Here is an 18,264-nt window from a genome sequence, read left to right on the forward strand (position 1 = left end):
TGATATAGGACTTCGTACCATATTCCCACATCATATTGAATTTAAACGGCATCTCGAAAAATGAAACTTTTTTTATGATTTTGCTTGTTTTTTGTGATTTTTATTCCATTCTTCTGCTTTTGCCGTAGCGATGGGAATGGCTCGCTTTTCTGGATAGCCTTCTTTTAATAAAGCGTTTCCGATTTCAATGGCTTTTTTTCGTTCTTCTTCGTTTAAATTTTTCCATGAATTAGGATAGTTATTTTTAGTCCACGGCATGGTTTTTCACCTCGATTTCGATCTTTATCGCTTTACGGTTAATTGATGGGTGCCCCGCCTGTTACTCCGTATACTTGCCCTGTAATGTAACTGGCCTCATCAGATGCAAGTAAGACATAAACACTTGCTAGCTCAGCTGGTTGTCCTGCGCGTTTTAGTGGTTGTTTCTGTCCAAACTCAGGGATACTGTCTTGAGGTTGTCCACCAGAAATTTGGAGGGCTGTCCATATTGGACCGGGCGCTACAGCATTAATTCGGATGCCTTTGCTGCCTAATTGTGCCGCTAAGCTTTTTGTAAGTGAGATTAAACAGCTTTTTGTCATTGCGTAATCAACTAAATGAGCGCTTGGTTTCACACCTTGAATAGATGAAGTTAAAATAATGCTATCACCTTCATCTAAATATTGAAGGGCTTCTTGAATCGCATATACAACGGAAAATACATTGACCTCAAATGTATCACGCAGTTGCTTAGAAGTTAAGTTTTGAATGTCGAATTGATATTGTTGGATCCCTGCGTTTAGCACCAAGATATCTAAGCCGCCTAGAGCTTCAACTGCACGTTTTACCATTTTTTTCGCAAAGCCTTCTTCACGCAAATCTCCTGGTAGTAAAATGCATGAACGACCCGCTTTTTCAACAATAGTTTTTACTTCCTGTGCATCTTGTTCCTCATCAGGATGATAGCTGATCGCAATATCTGCCCCTTCTCTTGCATAAGCGATAGCAGCCGCGCGACCGATTCCGGAGTCTCCGCCTGTTACTAGCGCTTTTTTATGAAGGAGTTTGTCATTTCCTTGATACGTTTTTTCACCTGTATCTGGAATGGGGGTCATTTTGCTTTGTAACCCTGGATATTTTTGTAATTGCTTTTCAAATTTTCCACTATAGTATTGATTCCTTGTTTTTTTATCGTTCATTCAAAATACCTCCTGTTTTTTTAGCGTCAAATCTTCAAAATGTGATTTTAAAATGAATGCTTGCGAAGTTGCTAAGTTTTTTTCAAGGGTCTTGTTACTCAAGCTGAAAAAGGCCCGTCGTCCGCCATAAAATAGTCCGATACGTCATTTTGAATGTTTGCTTGGATGCTTGTTTTTTTCTATCACTCTCCAATCCAATTTGTAAGTACTATACCCGTTGATTTTATTTTTAATGCCTATAAAAAGTGTGGATTATCAGTAGTTATTTGAGTTGGAAATTCTGAAAGGTTCCTATTTGGTCTAATTCTTGAAAACTGATATACTAAAGTTAGCAAGTGAACTTAAAAGGAGTTGAGCACAATTGAAAAACGTATTTAAATGGGTGTTTATTTTAGTCTTCAGTGTTGTTTTGCTTCCGCTTCTTGTTGTTTTCTTTATCTATAAGAAAGCGGTTGGGAAACGCGAGTATGATCCATCCGTATTGGAAAACTTGAAAGACGAAGCTACACAAAACTATCTGAAAAATACGGCTCCACTTTCTGATGTTGATTCTCGTTATAAATATATTCGCTTAAAGGAAAAAGCAACCCCTTCTGCGAAAAATATTGAAATTGGTGCAACAGAAGATAAAAAAATTGACGGGCCGGGTGGGAAAATTCCACTTCGAATTTATACGCCAAAAGAAGAAGGACCTTATGATATTATCCTTTATTTCCATGGCGGTGGCTTTGTAACAGGTGGTCTTCAGTCGCATGATGGAGTTGCTCGAAAACTTGTACAAACGACAGGAGCGCGGGTTGTCGCTGTTGATTATAGACTGGCTCCAGAAAACCCATTCCCAGCAGCGATTGAAGATGCTTACACGGTGCTACTATGGGCAGAGTCGCACAAAACGAGCCTACGCAATAAAGGAACTTCACTTATTGTTGCTGGTGACTCGTCTGGTGGTAATATTGCGGCTGTCATTGCTCAAATGGCTAAAGCTAAAAATGGACCCAAAATTAGCAAGCAAATTTTACTTTATCCGACAACAGACATTTTCAGTCGAGATGCTTCAGTTCTCTATCCATCTATGGATCAATTTGCGGAAGGATACGTGCTTACGAAAGAATCGCTCGATAAATACTTTAAACTATATCTAAAAAATGCTTCTGATCGGAAATACGATCCACTTGTTGCGCCTATCCGTAGCAAAGATTTAAGTGGTCTTCCAAAAGCGTTTATTGCAACAGCTGAAATTGATCCAGTTCGCGATCAAGGAGAGGCTTATGCGAAGAAATTGAAAGACGCTTCCGTTCCTGTCTATGCAAAACGCTTAGATGGCACGCTCCACGGTTTCCTTAAAACGGAATCAAAAGCAGCGGATGAAACGTTTGAACTAATCAGCGAATTTTTAGAAGAAGAATAAACAAAACAGCGTAATCCATCAGGGTTGCGCTGTTTTTATGTCGATCAAAAAATCAGATTGAGAGTTTAATTGAACTGGTGTAAAATAAGTGGGAATAGGTTTTACACAAACTTTAGGAAGACTGGAAGTGCAAAGAATGCGAAAACGGAAAACAATGGATGGAAATGCGGCAGCCGCACATATTTCTTATGCGTTTACGGAAGTTGCATCGATCTATCCAATTACGCCATCTTCGACGATGGCAGAACTGGTTGATGAATGGTCAGCAGCTGGAAAGAAAAATTTGTTTGGTGAAACGGTAAAAGTTGTGGAAATGCAATCAGAAGCAGGGGCCGCTGGGACGGTGCACGGTTCGCTCAAAGCTGGAGCACTGACAAGCACTTATACGGCTTCGCAAGGCTTGCTTTTAATGATTCCCAACATGTACAAAATTGCCGGAGAGCTTTTCCCCACCGTTTTTCACGTATCAGCTCGTACGGTTGCAGCGGCGGCACTCAATATTTTTGGAGATCATAGCGATGTGATGGCAGCGAGACAAACGGGTTTTGCTATGCTTGCGGAGGGTTCGGTTCAGGAAGTGATGGATCTTTCGGCGGTTGCGCATCTGGCTTCTCTCAGAGGGAGCTTACCGTTCATTAACTTTTTTGACGGCTTTAGAACGAGTCATGAACTGCAGAAAATTGAGGTTTTGGAGTATGACGAACTGCGAGAAATGCTGGATGAGAAGGCACTTGAACGCTTTCGAGCACGTGCGATGACGCCGAACAATCCAACGACTTCTGGCTCGAGTCAAAACCCGGATATTTTCTTCCAACAGCGGGAAACGGTAAATGGTTACTACGAGGCATTCCCTGGAATTGTACGTGAGGAAATGAACGAGATCAACAAGCGACGCGGGACAGATTATGATTTGGTTAACTACTACGGAGCAGAAGATGCAACGGATATTATTGTTGCGATGGGCTCTGTTACACCTGTGATTGAACAAGTGATTGATTCACTTCTTTTGGAAAATCGCAAGGTGGGGCTTTTAAATATTCGATTGTACAGGCCGTTCCCAGCTGATGTATTGCTTGAAAAAATGCCTGCAACGGTTAAGCGCTTAGCGGTGCTAGATCGAACAAAAGAGCCTGGGGCAGGCGGTGAGCCGCTACTTCTTGATGTGGAAAGTGCACTTTATCACGCAGAAAATCGACCGGAACGAATTATCGGAGGACGTTATGGCTTAGGTTCAAAAGATGTGACACCAGACCAGATACTGGGCGTTTATTCGCACCTAAGCAGTGAAAATCCGAAAGCTCGCTTCACGATTGGAATCGTAGATGATGTGACGAACCTTTCCATTCCAGACGTTGGTCGGAAAGATTTAACAAGTAAGGATACTTTTCAGTGCAAATTTTATGGTTTTGGCTCGGACGGGACAGTCGGTTCCAATAAAGCAGCCATTAAAATTGTCGGCGATAAAACGGATCTCAATGTGCAAGGTTATTTTTCCTATGATTCTAAGAAATCTGGCGGGCTAACCGTTTCTCATTTGCGTTTTGGTAAAAATCGAATTCGTTCGGCTTATTTAGTTCATGAACCAGACTTTGTTTCTTGTTCGACTGCGGCTTATGTAAATAGCTATGATTTGTTAGATGGTTTAAAAAAAGGCGGTACTTTTCTGCTTAATACCGTTTGGCAAGGCGAGCAACTAGAGCGTCATTTGCCAGCCCAAATGAAACGTTATCTAGCAGAAAATGATATTCAGTTTTATACGATTAATGCGATTAAAATTGCGTCAGAAGCAGATCTTGGCAGACGGATCAACACCGTCATGCAGACAGCCTTTTTCAAACTTTCTGGCGTGATGGATTTTGATTTAGCGTTTGAAGAACTGAAAGAATCAGCTATCCGAACTTATGGTAAAAAAGATATGCGCGTGGCGGAAAAAAATATCAAAGCGATGGATCAAACGCTAGCGTATTTGAAAAAAGTGGAAGTTCCAGATGCTTGGCGAAATATAGAAGTGGCGCCTGCGTCTTCTACAGCAAATGCGTCAGATAAACCACGCTATATCGAACAAATTCTTGAGCCGATGAATGCTCTAAAAGGAGATTCCTTGTCAGTTGGAACGTTGATTGAAAATGGAATGGGAGATGGTAGCTACCCGCAAGGAACTGCTGCTTATGAAAAACGTGGGATTGCGCTTGAAGTACCGGAATGGATCTCTGAGAACTGCACGATGTGTAATGAGTGCGCCTTTGTTTGTCCGCATGCAGCAATTCGACCAGTGCTTGTAAATGAAACAGAAGAAGCAAGTGCACCGGCAAGTTTTTCGACTCGAGAAATGCGAGGTAAAGACGTTTCCTACCGGATTCAAGTTTCACCAATGGATTGTACGGGCTGTAACCTTTGTGCGCACGTTTGTCCGGCAAAAGATAAGGCGCTTGTAATGAAGCCTTTTGATGAAATTGCAGAGCGCGAAAGTGAGAACTGGGATTTTGCCAAATCGGTTTCTCCTAAGAAAAATCCGGGCAAGAAAAATACGCTTCCGGGAAGTCAATTTGAACAGCCACTACTTGAATTTTCAGGGGCTTGTGCGGGCTGTGGGGAAACGCCTTACGTGAAGCTTTTGACGCAACTATTTGGAGATCGGATGATGATTGCTAACGCAACGGGATGTTCTTCCATTTGGGGAGCTTCTGCGCCAGCAACGCCTTATACGACGAATAGCGATGGGCATGGTCCTGCTTGGTCCAACTCGCTTCTGGAAGACAATGCGGAATATGGTTTTGGAATGTATCTCGCCAACCAAACGATGCGAGCAGGGCTTTTGAAGGAAATAGAAGCGATTCTGCTTGAAGAAGAGATCTCTGAGAACTTGCGTCACACGCTTAATGAGTGGCGCGAAAACTTCTTAATTGGTGAAGGGACACGTGAACGCGCAGAGGATCTTCAGCTGGCTCTTCTTGCAGAAATGAGTGGAAATAGCCGACTTCGAGCTCTTTACGACAAGCGCGATTTGTTTATTAAGCGGTCGCAGTGGATGATTGGCGGCGATGGCTGGGCATATGACATTGGTTTTGGCGGTATTGACCATGTGCTTGCAAGCGGTGAAGATGTCAATATGCTCGTGATGGATAATGAAGTGTATTCCAATACGGGCGGTCAGTCTTCGAAGGCGACACCGATGGCTGCGATTGCGAAATTTGCGGCTTCTGGAAAACGGATGGGTAAAAAGGATCTTGGCTTCATGGCGATGAGCTACGGGAATGTTTATGTGGCGCAAGTGGCGATGGGCGCGAATAAAAAGCAAATGATCAAGGCATTTGAGGAAGCTGAAAAATTCCCGGGACCTTCTTTGATTATTGCTTATACGCCTTGTATCGCGCATGGGATTTCTGCTGGAATGAAGACGATGCTTTCGGAGACGGAAAAGGCAGTTGAATGCGGTTATTGGAATCTATATCGTTATAATCCAGAACTATTAGCTAAAGGTAAAAATCCGATGGTGATGGATTTCAAAAAACCAGATTTCAGTTTGTTCCATGAGTTTTTAAAGCGCGAAACACGCTTTTCAGCACTTTATAAGTCGAACCCGGAAGTTGCTCAGGCGATTTCGGATGGGACACGTGAGGATGCTTTGCGTCGCTTCAAACGCTATGCGATGATGGCAGGACTCGATCTTGCTAAAATTCTTCCAGATGGGAATGAAGGTAGTAAAGAAGAGGCTACAAAACCGAAACTGAGCGAAGCGGAGAAGGAACAGCGCAAACTCGAGCGTGAGAAACGGAAACGCGAGCGTTCGGAGGATCCGGAGCGCGAAGCGCGTCGCAAAGCTCGGATGGAGCGAAAACAAGCACGTTTAAATGAAAAGGAAAATGAATAAAGGGAAGCCCTTCTTGAGTTTTTGGATTCAAGGGGGGCTTTTTGTTTCTTGCCAAAAAGATTTTGAATTTGCGAGCAAAAAAGTTAGATTACTGCGGGAGAATCTGCTATTTTTATATTAAAAGGGTATACACATACTAAAGGAAGTGCATGGATTTGGAAGAGAATAAACGAAAACCGCTTGAAGGACTAAATCCATATCTTGGTCTTACCCAGAAGGAAGTAGACGAACGAGACCGTCTTGGTTTGAAAAATCATGCTTTAAAGCCGCTTACGAGAAGTATTCAGCGGATTTTTGCTGATAATACGTTAACGCTTTTTAATTTAATTAATTTTACGATCGCTTGTTTTATTATTTACACAGGAAGTTATAAAAATCTATTGTTCCTTGGCGTTGCGCTTTGCAATACGGCAATGGGGATTTTTCAGGAAATCCGCGCTAAGCGTCAAGTTGATAAGCTGACGATTTTAACAGAAGGTAAGGTGCGAGTTATCCGCGAAGGAAGGGAAATTGAAATCGAGCAAGAAGAGCTAGTTTTGGATGATGTCATGCTAGTTCGACGCGGGGATCAGGCTTATGCGGATGGCATTGTTTTAGAGACGACAGGGCTTGAAGTCGATGAATCGCAGCTTACGGGTGAAGCAGATGCGGTCATTAAAAAGCAAGGCGATGACGTGTTTTCAGGCAGCTTTATTTTAAGTGGAGCCGCGCACGTTCAAGCAACAGCGATTGGAGCGGACAGCTTTGTTTCCAAGCTTTCTCTTGAAGTGAAACAAGAAAAAACGGCTTACAGTGAATTGTTGCGCGCAATTAAAATGATTATTCGCGTACTAACCTTTGTAATCGTACCGCTCGGCGTGATTTTATTTTTCTCGCAACTCTCACAGTCTGCAGATATTAATGCTGCCATTTTAGGGACTGCAGCTGCCATGATTGGGATGATTCCAGAAGGTCTTGTTCTTTTAACTTCGATCGCACTTGCGGTTGGAGTTGTCAATTTAGCACGTCAAAAAGTGCTGGTTAAAACGATGCCAGCAATCGAAACACTTGCGCGCGTAGATGTTCTTTGCCTCGACAAGACGGGGACGATCACAAGTGGTAATTTGAAAGTTTCAGAAATTTTGCCTGAAAAAGGCTTTACGCAGGCAGATGTGGAAGAAGGCATTTCGGCGATCATTTATACTTTACAAGACAAAAACTCGACAAGCCTTGCGCTTGAACGGAGTTTTACAGAGAACCCGGGTTGGGAAGCAACCGCTCATTTTCCATTTTCTTCGGATAAAAAGTGGAGTGGGGCTTCTTTTGGAAATCGTGGTACATACATCATTGGCGCGCCAGAATTTGTCTTCGAAACTTTACCAGCAGAAAAAAGACAACAAATTGATGAATTTGCTAAGTCCGGCTACCGCGTACTGTCTTTGGCTAAGAAAAAAGGGGCACTTGAAGATTCCGAACATACACTCGAACTTGTTGGCCTAGTGTTAATCACAGATGAATTACGTGAAGAAGCGAAAGATACATTTCACTACTTCAAAGAACAAGGTGTTTCGATCCGTGTCATTTCGGGGGATAATCCTGCTACCGTATCCAATGTTGCGCTTCAGGCTGAAATCGACGGCAGCGATCGCTACATAGACATGAGCCAAGTTGGAAAAAATCCAGATTATGGGCAACTCGTACAAAATTACGTCGTTTTCGGTCGAGTAACTCCGCATCAGAAAAAGCATTTAGTGCAAGCTTTTCAGGCGGAAGGGCATACCGTTGCCATGACGGGAGACGGTGTCAATGACGTGCTCGCGTTAAAAGAATCCAACTGTAGTATTGCGATGGCAGAGGGAAGCGATGCCTCAAAAAGCGTAGCGGATTTTGTTTTGATCAATAATAACTTTGATTCGATGATTAGTGTGCTAAAAGAAGGGCGCCGTGTGATTAACAACATCGAACGAGTTGCATCACTTTATTTAATCAAAACGATTTATTCGGTCATTTTGACGGTGATTTATACGTTTCTATCGAGTCGCTATCCGTTTCAGCCGATCCAGCTTAGTCCGATTTCTTCACTGACTGTTGGGATTCCATCTTTCTTCCTTGCGATTAAACCGAACTACAAACGAATTCAAGGAGAATTTTTGAAGAAAGTGCTTCATAATGCCTTGCCAGCTGCGCTCTGTGTTGTGACTTACGTGCTTGTGATTAACGCGCTCGGTGGCTTGACGAAACTAAGTTTTGCGCAAACCTCGACTTTAAGCGTGTTGCTGACAGGAACCGTTTGTTTCACAACATTAATTGCTGTGGCTAAACCTTTTGATTTTAAAATTAAAGTTTTGATCACACTTTTAATGACGGCTTTTGTCATGTTGTTCTTATTTGCAGGTTCCATTTTCAACTTAGCTTCACTGCTCAATGTCAACATGATTATGATTTATGTACCACTCATTTTGAGTGTCTATCCATTTTTCCACTTCATCCGGGCAATTATGCTTCGGTTTGTAAAATAAAACGAAAAAAGCACTCGGACGCAAGCGCCCGAGTGCTTTTTTCTGTGGCCTAAGATCTGTGGGAATCCTAGGCGACGGGGATTTGTATATAGATAATCTTTTCACGAGAATGAGAAATGACTAACTACATCTACTATTATAACGGATTTCCAAAAAGTTGCATCTGAATTTCTGGGCTTTTTTTTGGAAAAATCCCCCGAATTGGCATGAATACTAATGTTACACAATTTGTGAATTTTTTATGACAATTTTACATTTATCTGTGCTCATTTAGGTAACCTTTGCGATAAGCATTCAAAAGTTGCTTCAATTCTTCTGCTTGGCGCACGAGTTCCTGCCCGTTATCTGTATCACGTACACGCTTCCGTTCAATTTCCATTTCGATCACTTGACGCGTAGATAAGATATCCGTTTCATTTTTGATTGCTTCTTCGGTCGATGTAAACGGCTGATGGCTCGCTAGTTGAAGCCCGTAACTATTAAAGAGTAGCGTATAACCGGCAAGTCCCGTTGTTTTGTGATAAGCAGGAGAGAAGCCGCCATCAATAACAAGCATCTTTCCATTTGCCTTAATCGGGCTTTCTCCTTTTCCTTCTTTAACAGGCGTATGACCATTTATAATATGTCCGCAAGTTTCTAATCCGAATTCTTTCAAGATCCTATCACATGTTTCTGGCTCGTTCCGCATTTTATAATAAGGATTTTTTTCTTCATGATGGGTCGCTTTGTCAGCCACGAAATAACGCTCAAACGTTGTCATTTCACTTTTACCGAACAAAGATGAGACAGGCCCCGTCCACAAATACCAAGTCACATCAAGTGCATATTCTTTCTCCTTCGTTCCTGCATTTTGAAAATAACCCTCTCTGGCGATTTGCTCGAACTGAACGAATAAATCTTTTCCGGCGTATTTTTTGCCGTGAAGTTCAAGCTCCATAAAACTTCCGTCCGGGTTGAGCGGAATGCAGCCGTGATATAGCAAATTGCCGTTGTAAGTCAAAAACATGCTTCCCTTGGAATACAAAAATAAAATGTGTTTTTGCAACCGTTCGCAATTTTTAAAAGAAGCCACGAGTTTTTGGATGATTTCTGCTTCCTCCTTCGTGAGCGCGTAAGGATTTTTCGGATCAATCGTCGGGAAATTTTGGTCAAGAAGGGGATAAGTTTTGCCTTTCAAATTGATTTCGCCTCGCTCATAATCGATGAAGTCAAGCACTTTACAACCCTCCATCGCAAACTCTGGATGGCGATCAATGATGGGGCCTTCAAGCTTAAATTGGATGATCGAAATAGCTTTATGCATCCGCGCAATTTGGGTGATCTCGGCGTTGCTATATTCCAAGCCTTCTTCATTTTTTGGTTGAAAAAATTCACAAGGATCATCGCCGTAGATAGCATCCGCAAAAAGGGCAAGTGGACGCAGCGAAATCCCGTAGCTATCCTCTAAAATATCTAAATTTAAATAGCGTGCCGAGATGCGGACGACATTTGCTAGGCAAACTTCAGATCCAGCCGCTGCCCCCATCCAAAGCATATCATGGTTACCCCACTGAAAATCAAGCGAATGATAATTCATCAGCGTATCCATGATTTTATCAGGATAAGGTCCTCTGTCATAAACGTCGCCGACAACATGTAAGTGATCAACAACGAGTCGCTGAATCAATTTGGACAATGCCGCAATGAACTCCTTCGCCCGGTCAAGTTCGATAATACTTTCTAGAATTTCTTCATAATAGAGTTTTTTATCGTCTTCGTTGTAGTTTTCATGAAGCAACTCTTCTAATATGTAAGCAAAATCCTCCGGCATCGCTTTGCGCACCTTGGACCGAGTATATTTGGACGAAACATACTGGCAAAGTTCCACGAGTCGAAATAAGGTATCTTTGTAAAAGGCGCACGGATCTGTCACTTCTTCAAGCAATAAATCAATTTTTTGCTCAGGATAATAAACGAGCGTTGCTAAGGTATTGATTTCACCATCACTCATTTCTTCGCTAAAGCAATCACGGATTTTACGTTTAACAACGCCTGACCCATTGCGCAAGACTTGTTCAAAAGCGCTATATTCCCCGTGGATGTCACTTAGAAAATGCTCCGTTCCTTTTGGAAGATTTAAAATCGCTTCTAAATTTGTAATTTCCGTCGCTGTTTTCGCGATTGTTGGATAATTCCTTGCAAGCAAGCGCAAATATTTCAGTTCATTTTGATCCAAACTTCATCAACCCCCAGAAAGTAATTGGTATTGTTTACATCTGGAGATATTATAACGTATAAAAAGCTTTATATCAATAAAATAAGATTTTTAAAAATAAATTGGTCTATACAAAAAAGAAGGAGCGTTCGTTAAGACCTCGAAAAGTCTTTCTGCTCCTTTTAACTCTTTTATTCGCGTTTTAATAATTTGGTATTAGCAAGATACAAGGCGATAACAAGAAGTAATATTGCACCTGAAAGAATAAGTGTTGCGAGCGCATCTGTGTGATCGACGATAATTAAACGTACGATCGCGGTAATCCCAATATAGATGAAATAGCGCAGTGGAAAGTGATAACCAGACTGGAAATATTTGATAATTAAGGCGATAAATTCAAAGTAGAGAAAGAAAATCAAAATATCTTCGGTCATATCGTAAAAAGAAGTAGTGGTATCTGAGATGAACAGATTGTTAAAAATCATGTAAGCTTCGCGAATTAAAAAGGCAACAAGTGTTAAGCCGACCAAGATTAGCCCAATGTTTAAAATGAATTGGAGAAACAAAGGGACGATCCGCGTTAACGTATTCAGTAACTTCAATAAAATTCCCCCTTAAAGTGTGACTACTTTCAGTCTAATCGGCGTTACTTTGTTCCGTCAAGAAAAAAAGAAGTCTGCAGATAAAATCGATTTATATTATAATGGTGTTTCAATGAAAAAAGGGAGCGTTCCAATGATAAAACGATTTTTTAGTTATTATTCACCATATAAAAAACTATTTGCACTTGATTTTGGCTGTGCCGTTTTTGCAGCTTTGCTTGAGCTCGCGTTTCCAGTCGCTGTTAATGCGGTGATTGATAAACTTTTGCCCGGGAAAGATTGGGGACTTATTGTAACGGCTGCTCTAGCCTTGTTATTTTTCTATTTGGTCAATACATGGATGCAATATATCGTGACCTATTTTGGTCACATGCTTGGATTAAACATTGAAACTGATATGCGTCGTGATTTGTTTGCGCAACTGCAAAGACAGCCTTTTGGGTTTTATGACAATCAAAAAACAGGGAAATTGATTTCGCGTATGACAACGGATTTGTTTGAAATCGGCGAAGTGGCACACCACGGACCAGAAGATATTTTCATTTCCATCATGTCGCTGTTTGGTGCTTTCTTCTTAATGCTTACGATCCATGTGAAGCTTGCAATTGCCACTTTTATTCTTGTGCCGATTTTGACGGTTATCATTGTATTTTTCAATAAAAAAATGACGAAAGTGAATGCGCGGATTTTTCGCGATTTAGCTGAATTTAATGCGGGCGTTGAAAATGCCGTAAGTGGGGTGCGCGTGGTTCAGGCTTTTGCCAACGAGGAGCATGAAAGAAGCCGTTTTGCGGGCTTAAATGGAATGTACCGGAAATCTAAATTGCAATTTTACAAAGTCATGGGGTTAAGCTTTTCATTTAACTATTTGTTAATGCGTTTAATTACATTGTTCGCGCTTTTATTTGGTTCATATTATACTATTCGCGGCGAAATCAGTTACGGACAATTTGTTGGTTTTATCCTGCTGACAAATGTTTTTATCCGCCCTATTGAAAAAATTAATGCAGTTATCGAAAGCTATCCAAAAGGTTTTGCAGGCTTTAAACGTTTTCTAGAAATTATCGACACGAAGCCAATGATTTTTGACCGAACAGATGCCAAAGAAGCGCCAGCTTTTAAAGGCGAAATTGTTTACGAGCACGTGTCATTCAGCTACGACAAGGCGCATCCAGTTTTAGCGGATATTTCGCTTTCTATTCAAGCTGGTGAAACAGTGGCTTTTGTTGGGACAAGCGGCGCTGGGAAAACAACGCTTTGCAATTTGCTTCCGCGTTTTTATGAACCAACAGAAGGCGAAATTCAAGTGGATGGGGAAAACATTGAAAGCTTTACGCTGCAGTCTTTGCGGGAACAGATTGGTGTTGTGCAACAAGATGTTTTTCTCTTTTCAGGAACTGTCCGTGAAAATGTGGCTTACGGTAAATTAGATGCAACGGACGAAGAAATTTGGGAAGTCTTGCGCCTTTCGAATTTAGAAGAAGTGGTTAGTGCGATGGAAGCGGGGCTTGATACGGTAATTGGTGAACGGGGCGTCAAACTTTCTGGAGGCCAAAAACAGCGGCTTGCGATTGCTCGGATGTTTCTTAAGAACCCGCCGATTTTAATTTTAGATGAAGCAACGTCTGCGCTTGATACGGAAACGGAACGAATTATTCAAGCGTCTCTGGATAAGCTTGCGGCGGGACGAACGACACTGATTATTGCGCACCGATTGGCGACGATCAAACATGCCGACCGAATTGTTGTGGTCACAAAAGCAGGGATTAGTGAACAAGGAAGCCATGCGGAATTAATGCAGCGTGACGGCGTGTATAGGCGGCTTTATGAAGCTCAATTTGGATTCGATTGATGAAAATAAGTAAAAAAGTTCATTTTTAATGAGCTTTTTTTACTTTTTAGGTTTGGAATAGACCATTTTCGGAAACTGATTAAGAGAGGCAGAATTTAGATAACCAGAAAGGACAGTTGAAATGAAAACTAGAGGCAGTGATGTATTAGTTAAGGTACTTGAAAATTGGGATGTGGATCATGTTTATGGGTTGCCGGGAGATTCGATTGATACGGTTGTCGAAGCACTCCGGAAGGAAAAGGAAGCCATTGATTTTATCCATGTTCGGCATGAAGAAGTCGCGACGCTTGCCGCTTCTGCTTATGCCAAATTGACAGGGAAAATCGGTGTGGCCCTTGCAATTGGTGGTCCTGGAGCTATTCATTTATTGAATGGGATGTATGATGCTAAGATGGACCGAGTTCCGATGCTCGTTCTAGCGGGGCAAGTAGTGACGGGTGTCGCCAATACGAAATTTTTCCAAGAAGTCGATTTGCCAACTTTATTTGAAGATGTTGCTGTGTATAATAAATTGATTGAATCAGCAGATAATATTGCGGAAGTAGTCGATCAAGCGATTGAAACGGCTTACCGAGAAAAAGGTGTCGCAGTACTGACGATTCCAAATGATATTTTGGCTAAACAAGTCAAAGCTAAAACGCTTGAAAAGCGTGAGTACCATCCGGTTCGCCCGCAAATTGATGAAGCAAAAATCGAGCAGGCGAAAAAGCTGATCGGGCAGTCAAAAAAACCTGTGATTCTTGCAGGAGCGGGAACACTTGGCGCTAAGGAAGAATTAGAGCGCTTTTCTGAGGCGTATGATATTCCTGTGATCGTGACGCTGCGCGGAAGAGGCGTCATTTCCGATGAACATCCAAACTACTTGGGGAATATCGGGAAAATCGGCACAAAACCGGCTTATGAAGCGATGCAGGAAGCAGATTTATTACTAATGCTTGGAAATGATTATCCTTATGTAGATTATTTACCCAAACATTCGATTTCGTGTATTCAGGTGGATATTAATCCGAGCATCATGAGCAAACGCTATCCGGCTACGGTTGAAATCGTAGGAGATATGAAAGAAGTGCTTGCGAAGTGGAATGAAGCAGAAGAAACGGTTTCTGGACGACCATTTTTAAAAGCGGTTCAGCATAATATGGAAAATTGGAATAAATGGATGGCGGAAGATGAAGCGAAAACGGGAGAACCACTTGCTCCAGAAGTGGTAATGGCGGAAATTCGTAAAATTGCTCAACCAGATACGATTTTTTCAATTGATGTTGGAACTTCAACGGTTTGGAGTACACGTTATCTGCATCTCGGACAGCAAAATCAGTTTCTAACCTCCGCTTGGCTTGGTACGATGGGTTGTGCATTGCCTGGTGCCATAGCGGCTAAACGTGCCTTTCCAGAATGTCAGACGATCGCAATCACTGGAGATGGTGGCTTTTCAATGGTGATGCAAGATTTCGTTACAGCTGTTCATTATCAAATGCCGATGATTGTTGTTTTGCTAAATAATCAAGAGCTTTCGTTTATTAAATATGAACAACAATCTGCTGGTGAGTTGAATTATGCGATTGATTTGCCTAATATTGACTACGCTACTTTTGCGAAATCTTGTGGTGGTAAAGGTTATCACGTGGAAACACGTGCGGAACTTGAAACAGCACTTGTAACAGCTAAAGAAGATCAACTTCCAGTTTTGATTGATGTACGTGTTGATCCAAATGCGGCTCCACTTCCTGGGAAAATCGTCTGGGATGAAGCGAAGGGTTACTTGACTTTTGAAAGTGGCGAATTGCTTGAAGAACATCATTTGGCTAAAATGCCTCCATTAAAAACGATTTTGCGTCGCTTTTTATAAAATTTAAATATGTCCCCTTAAGAAGAGACAGCACTTCTTAGGGGTTTTTTTGTTGATTATTTTAAAATGAAAATGTTCGACTGGTGTTTTCGTCAGAAGTTTAATATAATAAAAACTGTTAAAATATGAAAGCGTTATCATTGCGATAGCAAGAAGAGGGAGGAAAGTAGATTGAAGAAGAAAGGTATTTACTGGGGAGCTGCAGTAATTGTTGCTATCATTATTATTTTTGTGGCTATCGGTTTTTCGGTGAAAAATGGAGATGCCGCAAGTCAGAAAGAAACAGAAAAATTAGAGCAAGCTGAACCAAAACCAAAAATCAAGGATTTCAAGAATATACTTGATATTGCGGCTAAGCCAACTGCACAAATTTATGGAAATTACCAAACTAATAAATTTACGAATTTTGCAGATTTAGGTGCGTGGCATGGTTACTATTTACCAGCTAAAAGTGCGCCAGAACTATTTGGTGGTTTTGCAGGTCCGGTGATTTTGGGACAGGAATATCCGGCTAACTTAGCGTCAACATTTGATCAAATTCAAATTACGAATCATAAAACGAATGAAGCTTATTCGCTAAGCGAAGCAAGCACTGATTTTGCTTATTATCCTGGTCAACTTGTACAAAGTTATGAATTAGAGGATTTGACGCTTGAATTGCGTTTGATTTTCGTAAGTGAGAGAACGGCGCTCATTCAAACAAGAATTGAGAATAACACAGATAAACCGCTAGAATTAGCGGTAACTTGGAAAGGGAAATTGCTCAATCAACTCGATGATGGAGAAACAAAACTTCCTTTAAATCAAACGCTAACAGGAACGAATGACGGTGTTGAAGTGAATTTCTCGGACATTGAAGAAACTTGGGCATTCTTCTCAACGAAAGAAACAAAATTTGCCATTCGCCATGATAAACCTGTTCAAACAACAGTTGCAGGCGATGCGTATACTTCACAGTTAAAAGAAGCCGTGAAAATTGCACCTGGAAAACAATTTGAAACTAATTTGACTGAAAGTTATACGTTTACAAATAAAGAGTTTCAACTTGAAAAAGAAAAACATGAAGGTTTTGTAAAAGAAGCAAATCAACATTTTAAAGAAAATAAGCAACGTTGGCAAGGTTATCTCGATCAGACTTTCGCTAATAAAAAACAAAAAAGTCATCCTGAATACAAAAATGCTGCGGTGAAGACAATAGAAACTTTAACAACGAATTGGCGCAGTCCTGCAGGGGCAATCAAACATGACGGCATCGTTCCATCGATGTCCTATAAGTGGTTTATCGGACTTTGGGCTTGGGATTCATGGAAAGAAGCTGTGGCGGTGACGAACTTTAATCCGGAACTTGCGAAAAACAACGTACGTGCTTTGTTTGATTATCAAATCAAAGAAAATGATAAAGTGATTCCACAAGACGAAGGTGCGATTATTGATGCCATATTTTATAATCCAACACCAGAACGTGGCGGAGTTGGTGGAAACTGGAATGAGCGAAATTCGAAGCCGCCACTATCTGCTTGGGCAGTTTGGAACATTTACAGTCAAACGAAAGATAAGGACTTCTTAAAAGAAATGTATCCGAAACTTGTGAAGTACCACGAATGGTGGTATAAAAACCGAGATCATAATCAAAATGGCATTGCAGAATATGGTAGCATGATTAGTGATGCAAACTGGCAAAAAGATGACGATGATCAAATCATTAAAGGAAGCGATGGGAAACCTAAACTAGATGACGAAGCCGTTATCGAAGCAGCGGCGTGGGAAAGTGGAATGGACAATGCGACGCGATTTGATAAAGACGGAGTTGGAAAAGACGATCCGGGTGTTCTTGTTCTTGAAAATAAAGATAAGAACAACAAATTAGTAGGGTACTCCATCAACCAAGAATCTGTGGATTTAAATGCGTATCTTTACGCGGAAAAAGGCTTTTTAGCTTCAATGGCGAAAGAATTAGATAAAGGAAAAGCCGCCAAGAAGTACAAGAAAGAAGCGAAGAAAGTCAAAGAGTACGTGGAAGATAACATGTATGATGAAAAAACGGGTTACTATTATGACTTGCAAATTTCATCAAAAGATAAGAAACCAAAATTGCTAGTAAACCGTGGTAAAGGAACAGAAGGCTGGCTACCACTTTGGGCCAATCTAGCTTCTAAGGACCGTGCAAAAGAAGTTAGAAATAATATGATGAGCCAAGCCAAATTTAATACGCAAGTTCCATTCCCAACGGCATCAAAAGATAATAAAAAATTTAATGCGACGAAATACTGGCGTGGACCAGTTTGGCTAGACCAAGCATTATTCGGCGTAGAAGCGCTGCAAAATTACGGCTATCACGCAGAAGCTACATTCATGACTAAAAAGTTATTTAACCAAACAGAGGGATTAATGGGAAATGAACCAATTCATGAAAACTATGATCCGCTTACGGGTGAAGGGCTTCATACTAGTAATTTCAGTTGGTCCGCAGCGGCGTACTATTTAATGTATCAACATACATTATTAGATGATAAAACAACTAGTCAAACAGAATTTAAATAAATGGAAAAGCGTAACGAGGTTTTAGCGCTCGTTACGCTTTTTTTATGGTAAAGATATACAAAGCATTTCAATACTGGAATTGATAAACAGATTCAAAAGATAAAAATTTAATGGGGGATTTGTCTGCGTTATTCATTTTTTTACAAATAATTAATCGCTTGGATACTCGCAATCATAGTTTTGCCAAAAAGGGAAATCAGAAATTTATAAAAGTGGCGTGTCTCAAGAATCTGTTATGTTATAGTTTTTTAGTAAAAAATACTATTTTTTT

10 protein-coding genes are annotated in these 18,264 nt (G+C 41.1%); 6 read left to right on the top strand and 4 right to left on the bottom strand.

Features of this window, described 5'->3' with window-relative positions:
* Positions 1-72 precede the first annotated feature (72 nt).
* Together HCK02_RS02110 and HCK02_RS02115 are read right to left on the bottom strand one after the other, a co-directional pair.
* Complete coding sequence (locus HCK02_RS02110) at positions 73-258, bottom strand: DUF2188 domain-containing protein (RefSeq protein WP_167628497.1); 186 nt, start codon at positions 256-258, stop codon at positions 73-75.
* Between the two features lie 38 nt (positions 259-296).
* Positions 297-1,178, bottom strand: coding sequence for an SDR family oxidoreductase (locus HCK02_RS02115; protein WP_167628498.1), 882 nt, complete (start codon positions 1,176-1,178; stop codon positions 297-299).
* Between the two features lie 361 nt (positions 1,179-1,539).
* On the opposite strand from HCK02_RS02115, the gene HCK02_RS02120 reads away from it, so the two are divergent.
* The 3 genes from HCK02_RS02120 to HCK02_RS02130 all read left to right on the top strand — a co-directional run bounded on the left by HCK02_RS02120 (position 1,540) and on the right by HCK02_RS02130 (position 8,955).
* Positions 1,540-2,586 (top strand): alpha/beta hydrolase, encoded by a 1,047-nt coding sequence (locus HCK02_RS02120; protein ID WP_167628499.1) that lies wholly within the window; start codon positions 1,540-1,542, stop codon positions 2,584-2,586.
* Between the two features lie 136 nt (positions 2,587-2,722).
* Positions 2,723-6,457 (top strand): pyruvate:ferredoxin (flavodoxin) oxidoreductase, encoded by a 3,735-nt coding sequence (gene nifJ, locus HCK02_RS02125; RefSeq protein WP_167628500.1) that lies wholly within the window; start codon positions 2,723-2,725, stop codon positions 6,455-6,457.
* Between the two features lie 155 nt (positions 6,458-6,612).
* Positions 6,613-8,955, top strand: coding sequence for a cation-translocating P-type ATPase (locus HCK02_RS02130; RefSeq protein WP_246215506.1), 2,343 nt, complete (start codon positions 6,613-6,615; stop codon positions 8,953-8,955).
* 256 nt (positions 8,956-9,211) lie between these two features.
* Here the strand turns inward: HCK02_RS02130 and HCK02_RS02135 are convergent, their stop codons facing one another.
* Positions 9,212-11,170 (bottom strand): fructose-1,6-bisphosphatase, encoded by a 1,959-nt coding sequence (locus tag HCK02_RS02135; protein WP_167628502.1) that lies wholly within the window; start codon positions 11,168-11,170, stop codon positions 9,212-9,214.
* Between the two features lie 170 nt (positions 11,171-11,340).
* Positions 11,341-11,751 carry a phosphate-starvation-inducible protein PsiE gene (psiE, locus tag HCK02_RS02140; RefSeq protein WP_167628503.1) on the bottom strand — a complete coding sequence of 137 codons (411 nt, stop codon included), beginning with the start codon at positions 11,749-11,751 and terminating at the stop codon, positions 11,341-11,343.
* A 133-nt stretch (positions 11,752-11,884) separates the two neighbouring features.
* On the opposite strand from psiE, the gene HCK02_RS02145 reads away from it, so the two are divergent.
* The 3 genes from HCK02_RS02145 to ygjK all read left to right on the top strand — a co-directional run bounded on the left by HCK02_RS02145 (position 11,885) and on the right by ygjK (position 17,993).
* Complete coding sequence (locus HCK02_RS02145) at positions 11,885-13,603, top strand: ABC transporter ATP-binding protein (protein WP_167628504.1); 1,719 nt, start codon at positions 11,885-11,887, stop codon at positions 13,601-13,603.
* A 121-nt stretch (positions 13,604-13,724) separates the two neighbouring features.
* A complete protein-coding gene (locus HCK02_RS02150) occupies positions 13,725-15,452 on the top strand; it encodes a pyruvate oxidase (RefSeq protein ID WP_167628505.1) in 1,728 nt (575 codons plus the stop codon).
* 171 nt (positions 15,453-15,623) lie between these two features.
* On the top strand, positions 15,624-17,993 hold the full coding sequence (gene ygjK, locus HCK02_RS02155; protein WP_246215507.1) for an alpha-glucosidase: 2,370 nt from the start codon (positions 15,624-15,626) through the stop codon (positions 17,991-17,993).
* Positions 17,994-18,264: the final 271 nt, after the last annotated feature.

The organism is Listeria valentina, assembly GCF_011800755.1.
Lineage (GTDB): Bacteria > Bacillota > Bacilli > Lactobacillales > Listeriaceae > Listeria > Listeria valentina.

Excerpts from the sequence above, each read along its gene's own strand:
- HCK02_RS02110 (WP_167628497.1), bottom strand. The coding sequence starts at position 258 with ATGCCGTGGACTAAAAATAACTATCCTAATTCATGGAAAAATTTAAAC.
- HCK02_RS02115 (WP_167628498.1), bottom strand. The coding sequence starts at position 1,178 with ATGAACGATAAAAAAACAAGGAATCAATACTATAGTGGAAAATTTGAA.
- nifJ (WP_167628500.1), top strand. The coding sequence starts at position 2,723 with ATGCGAAAACGGAAAACAATGGATGGAAATGCGGCAGCCGCACATATT.
- HCK02_RS02145 (WP_167628504.1), top strand. The coding sequence starts at position 11,885 with ATGATAAAACGATTTTTTAGTTATTATTCACCATATAAAAAACTATTT.
- HCK02_RS02150 (WP_167628505.1), top strand. The coding sequence starts at position 13,725 with ATGAAAACTAGAGGCAGTGATGTATTAGTTAAGGTACTTGAAAATTGG.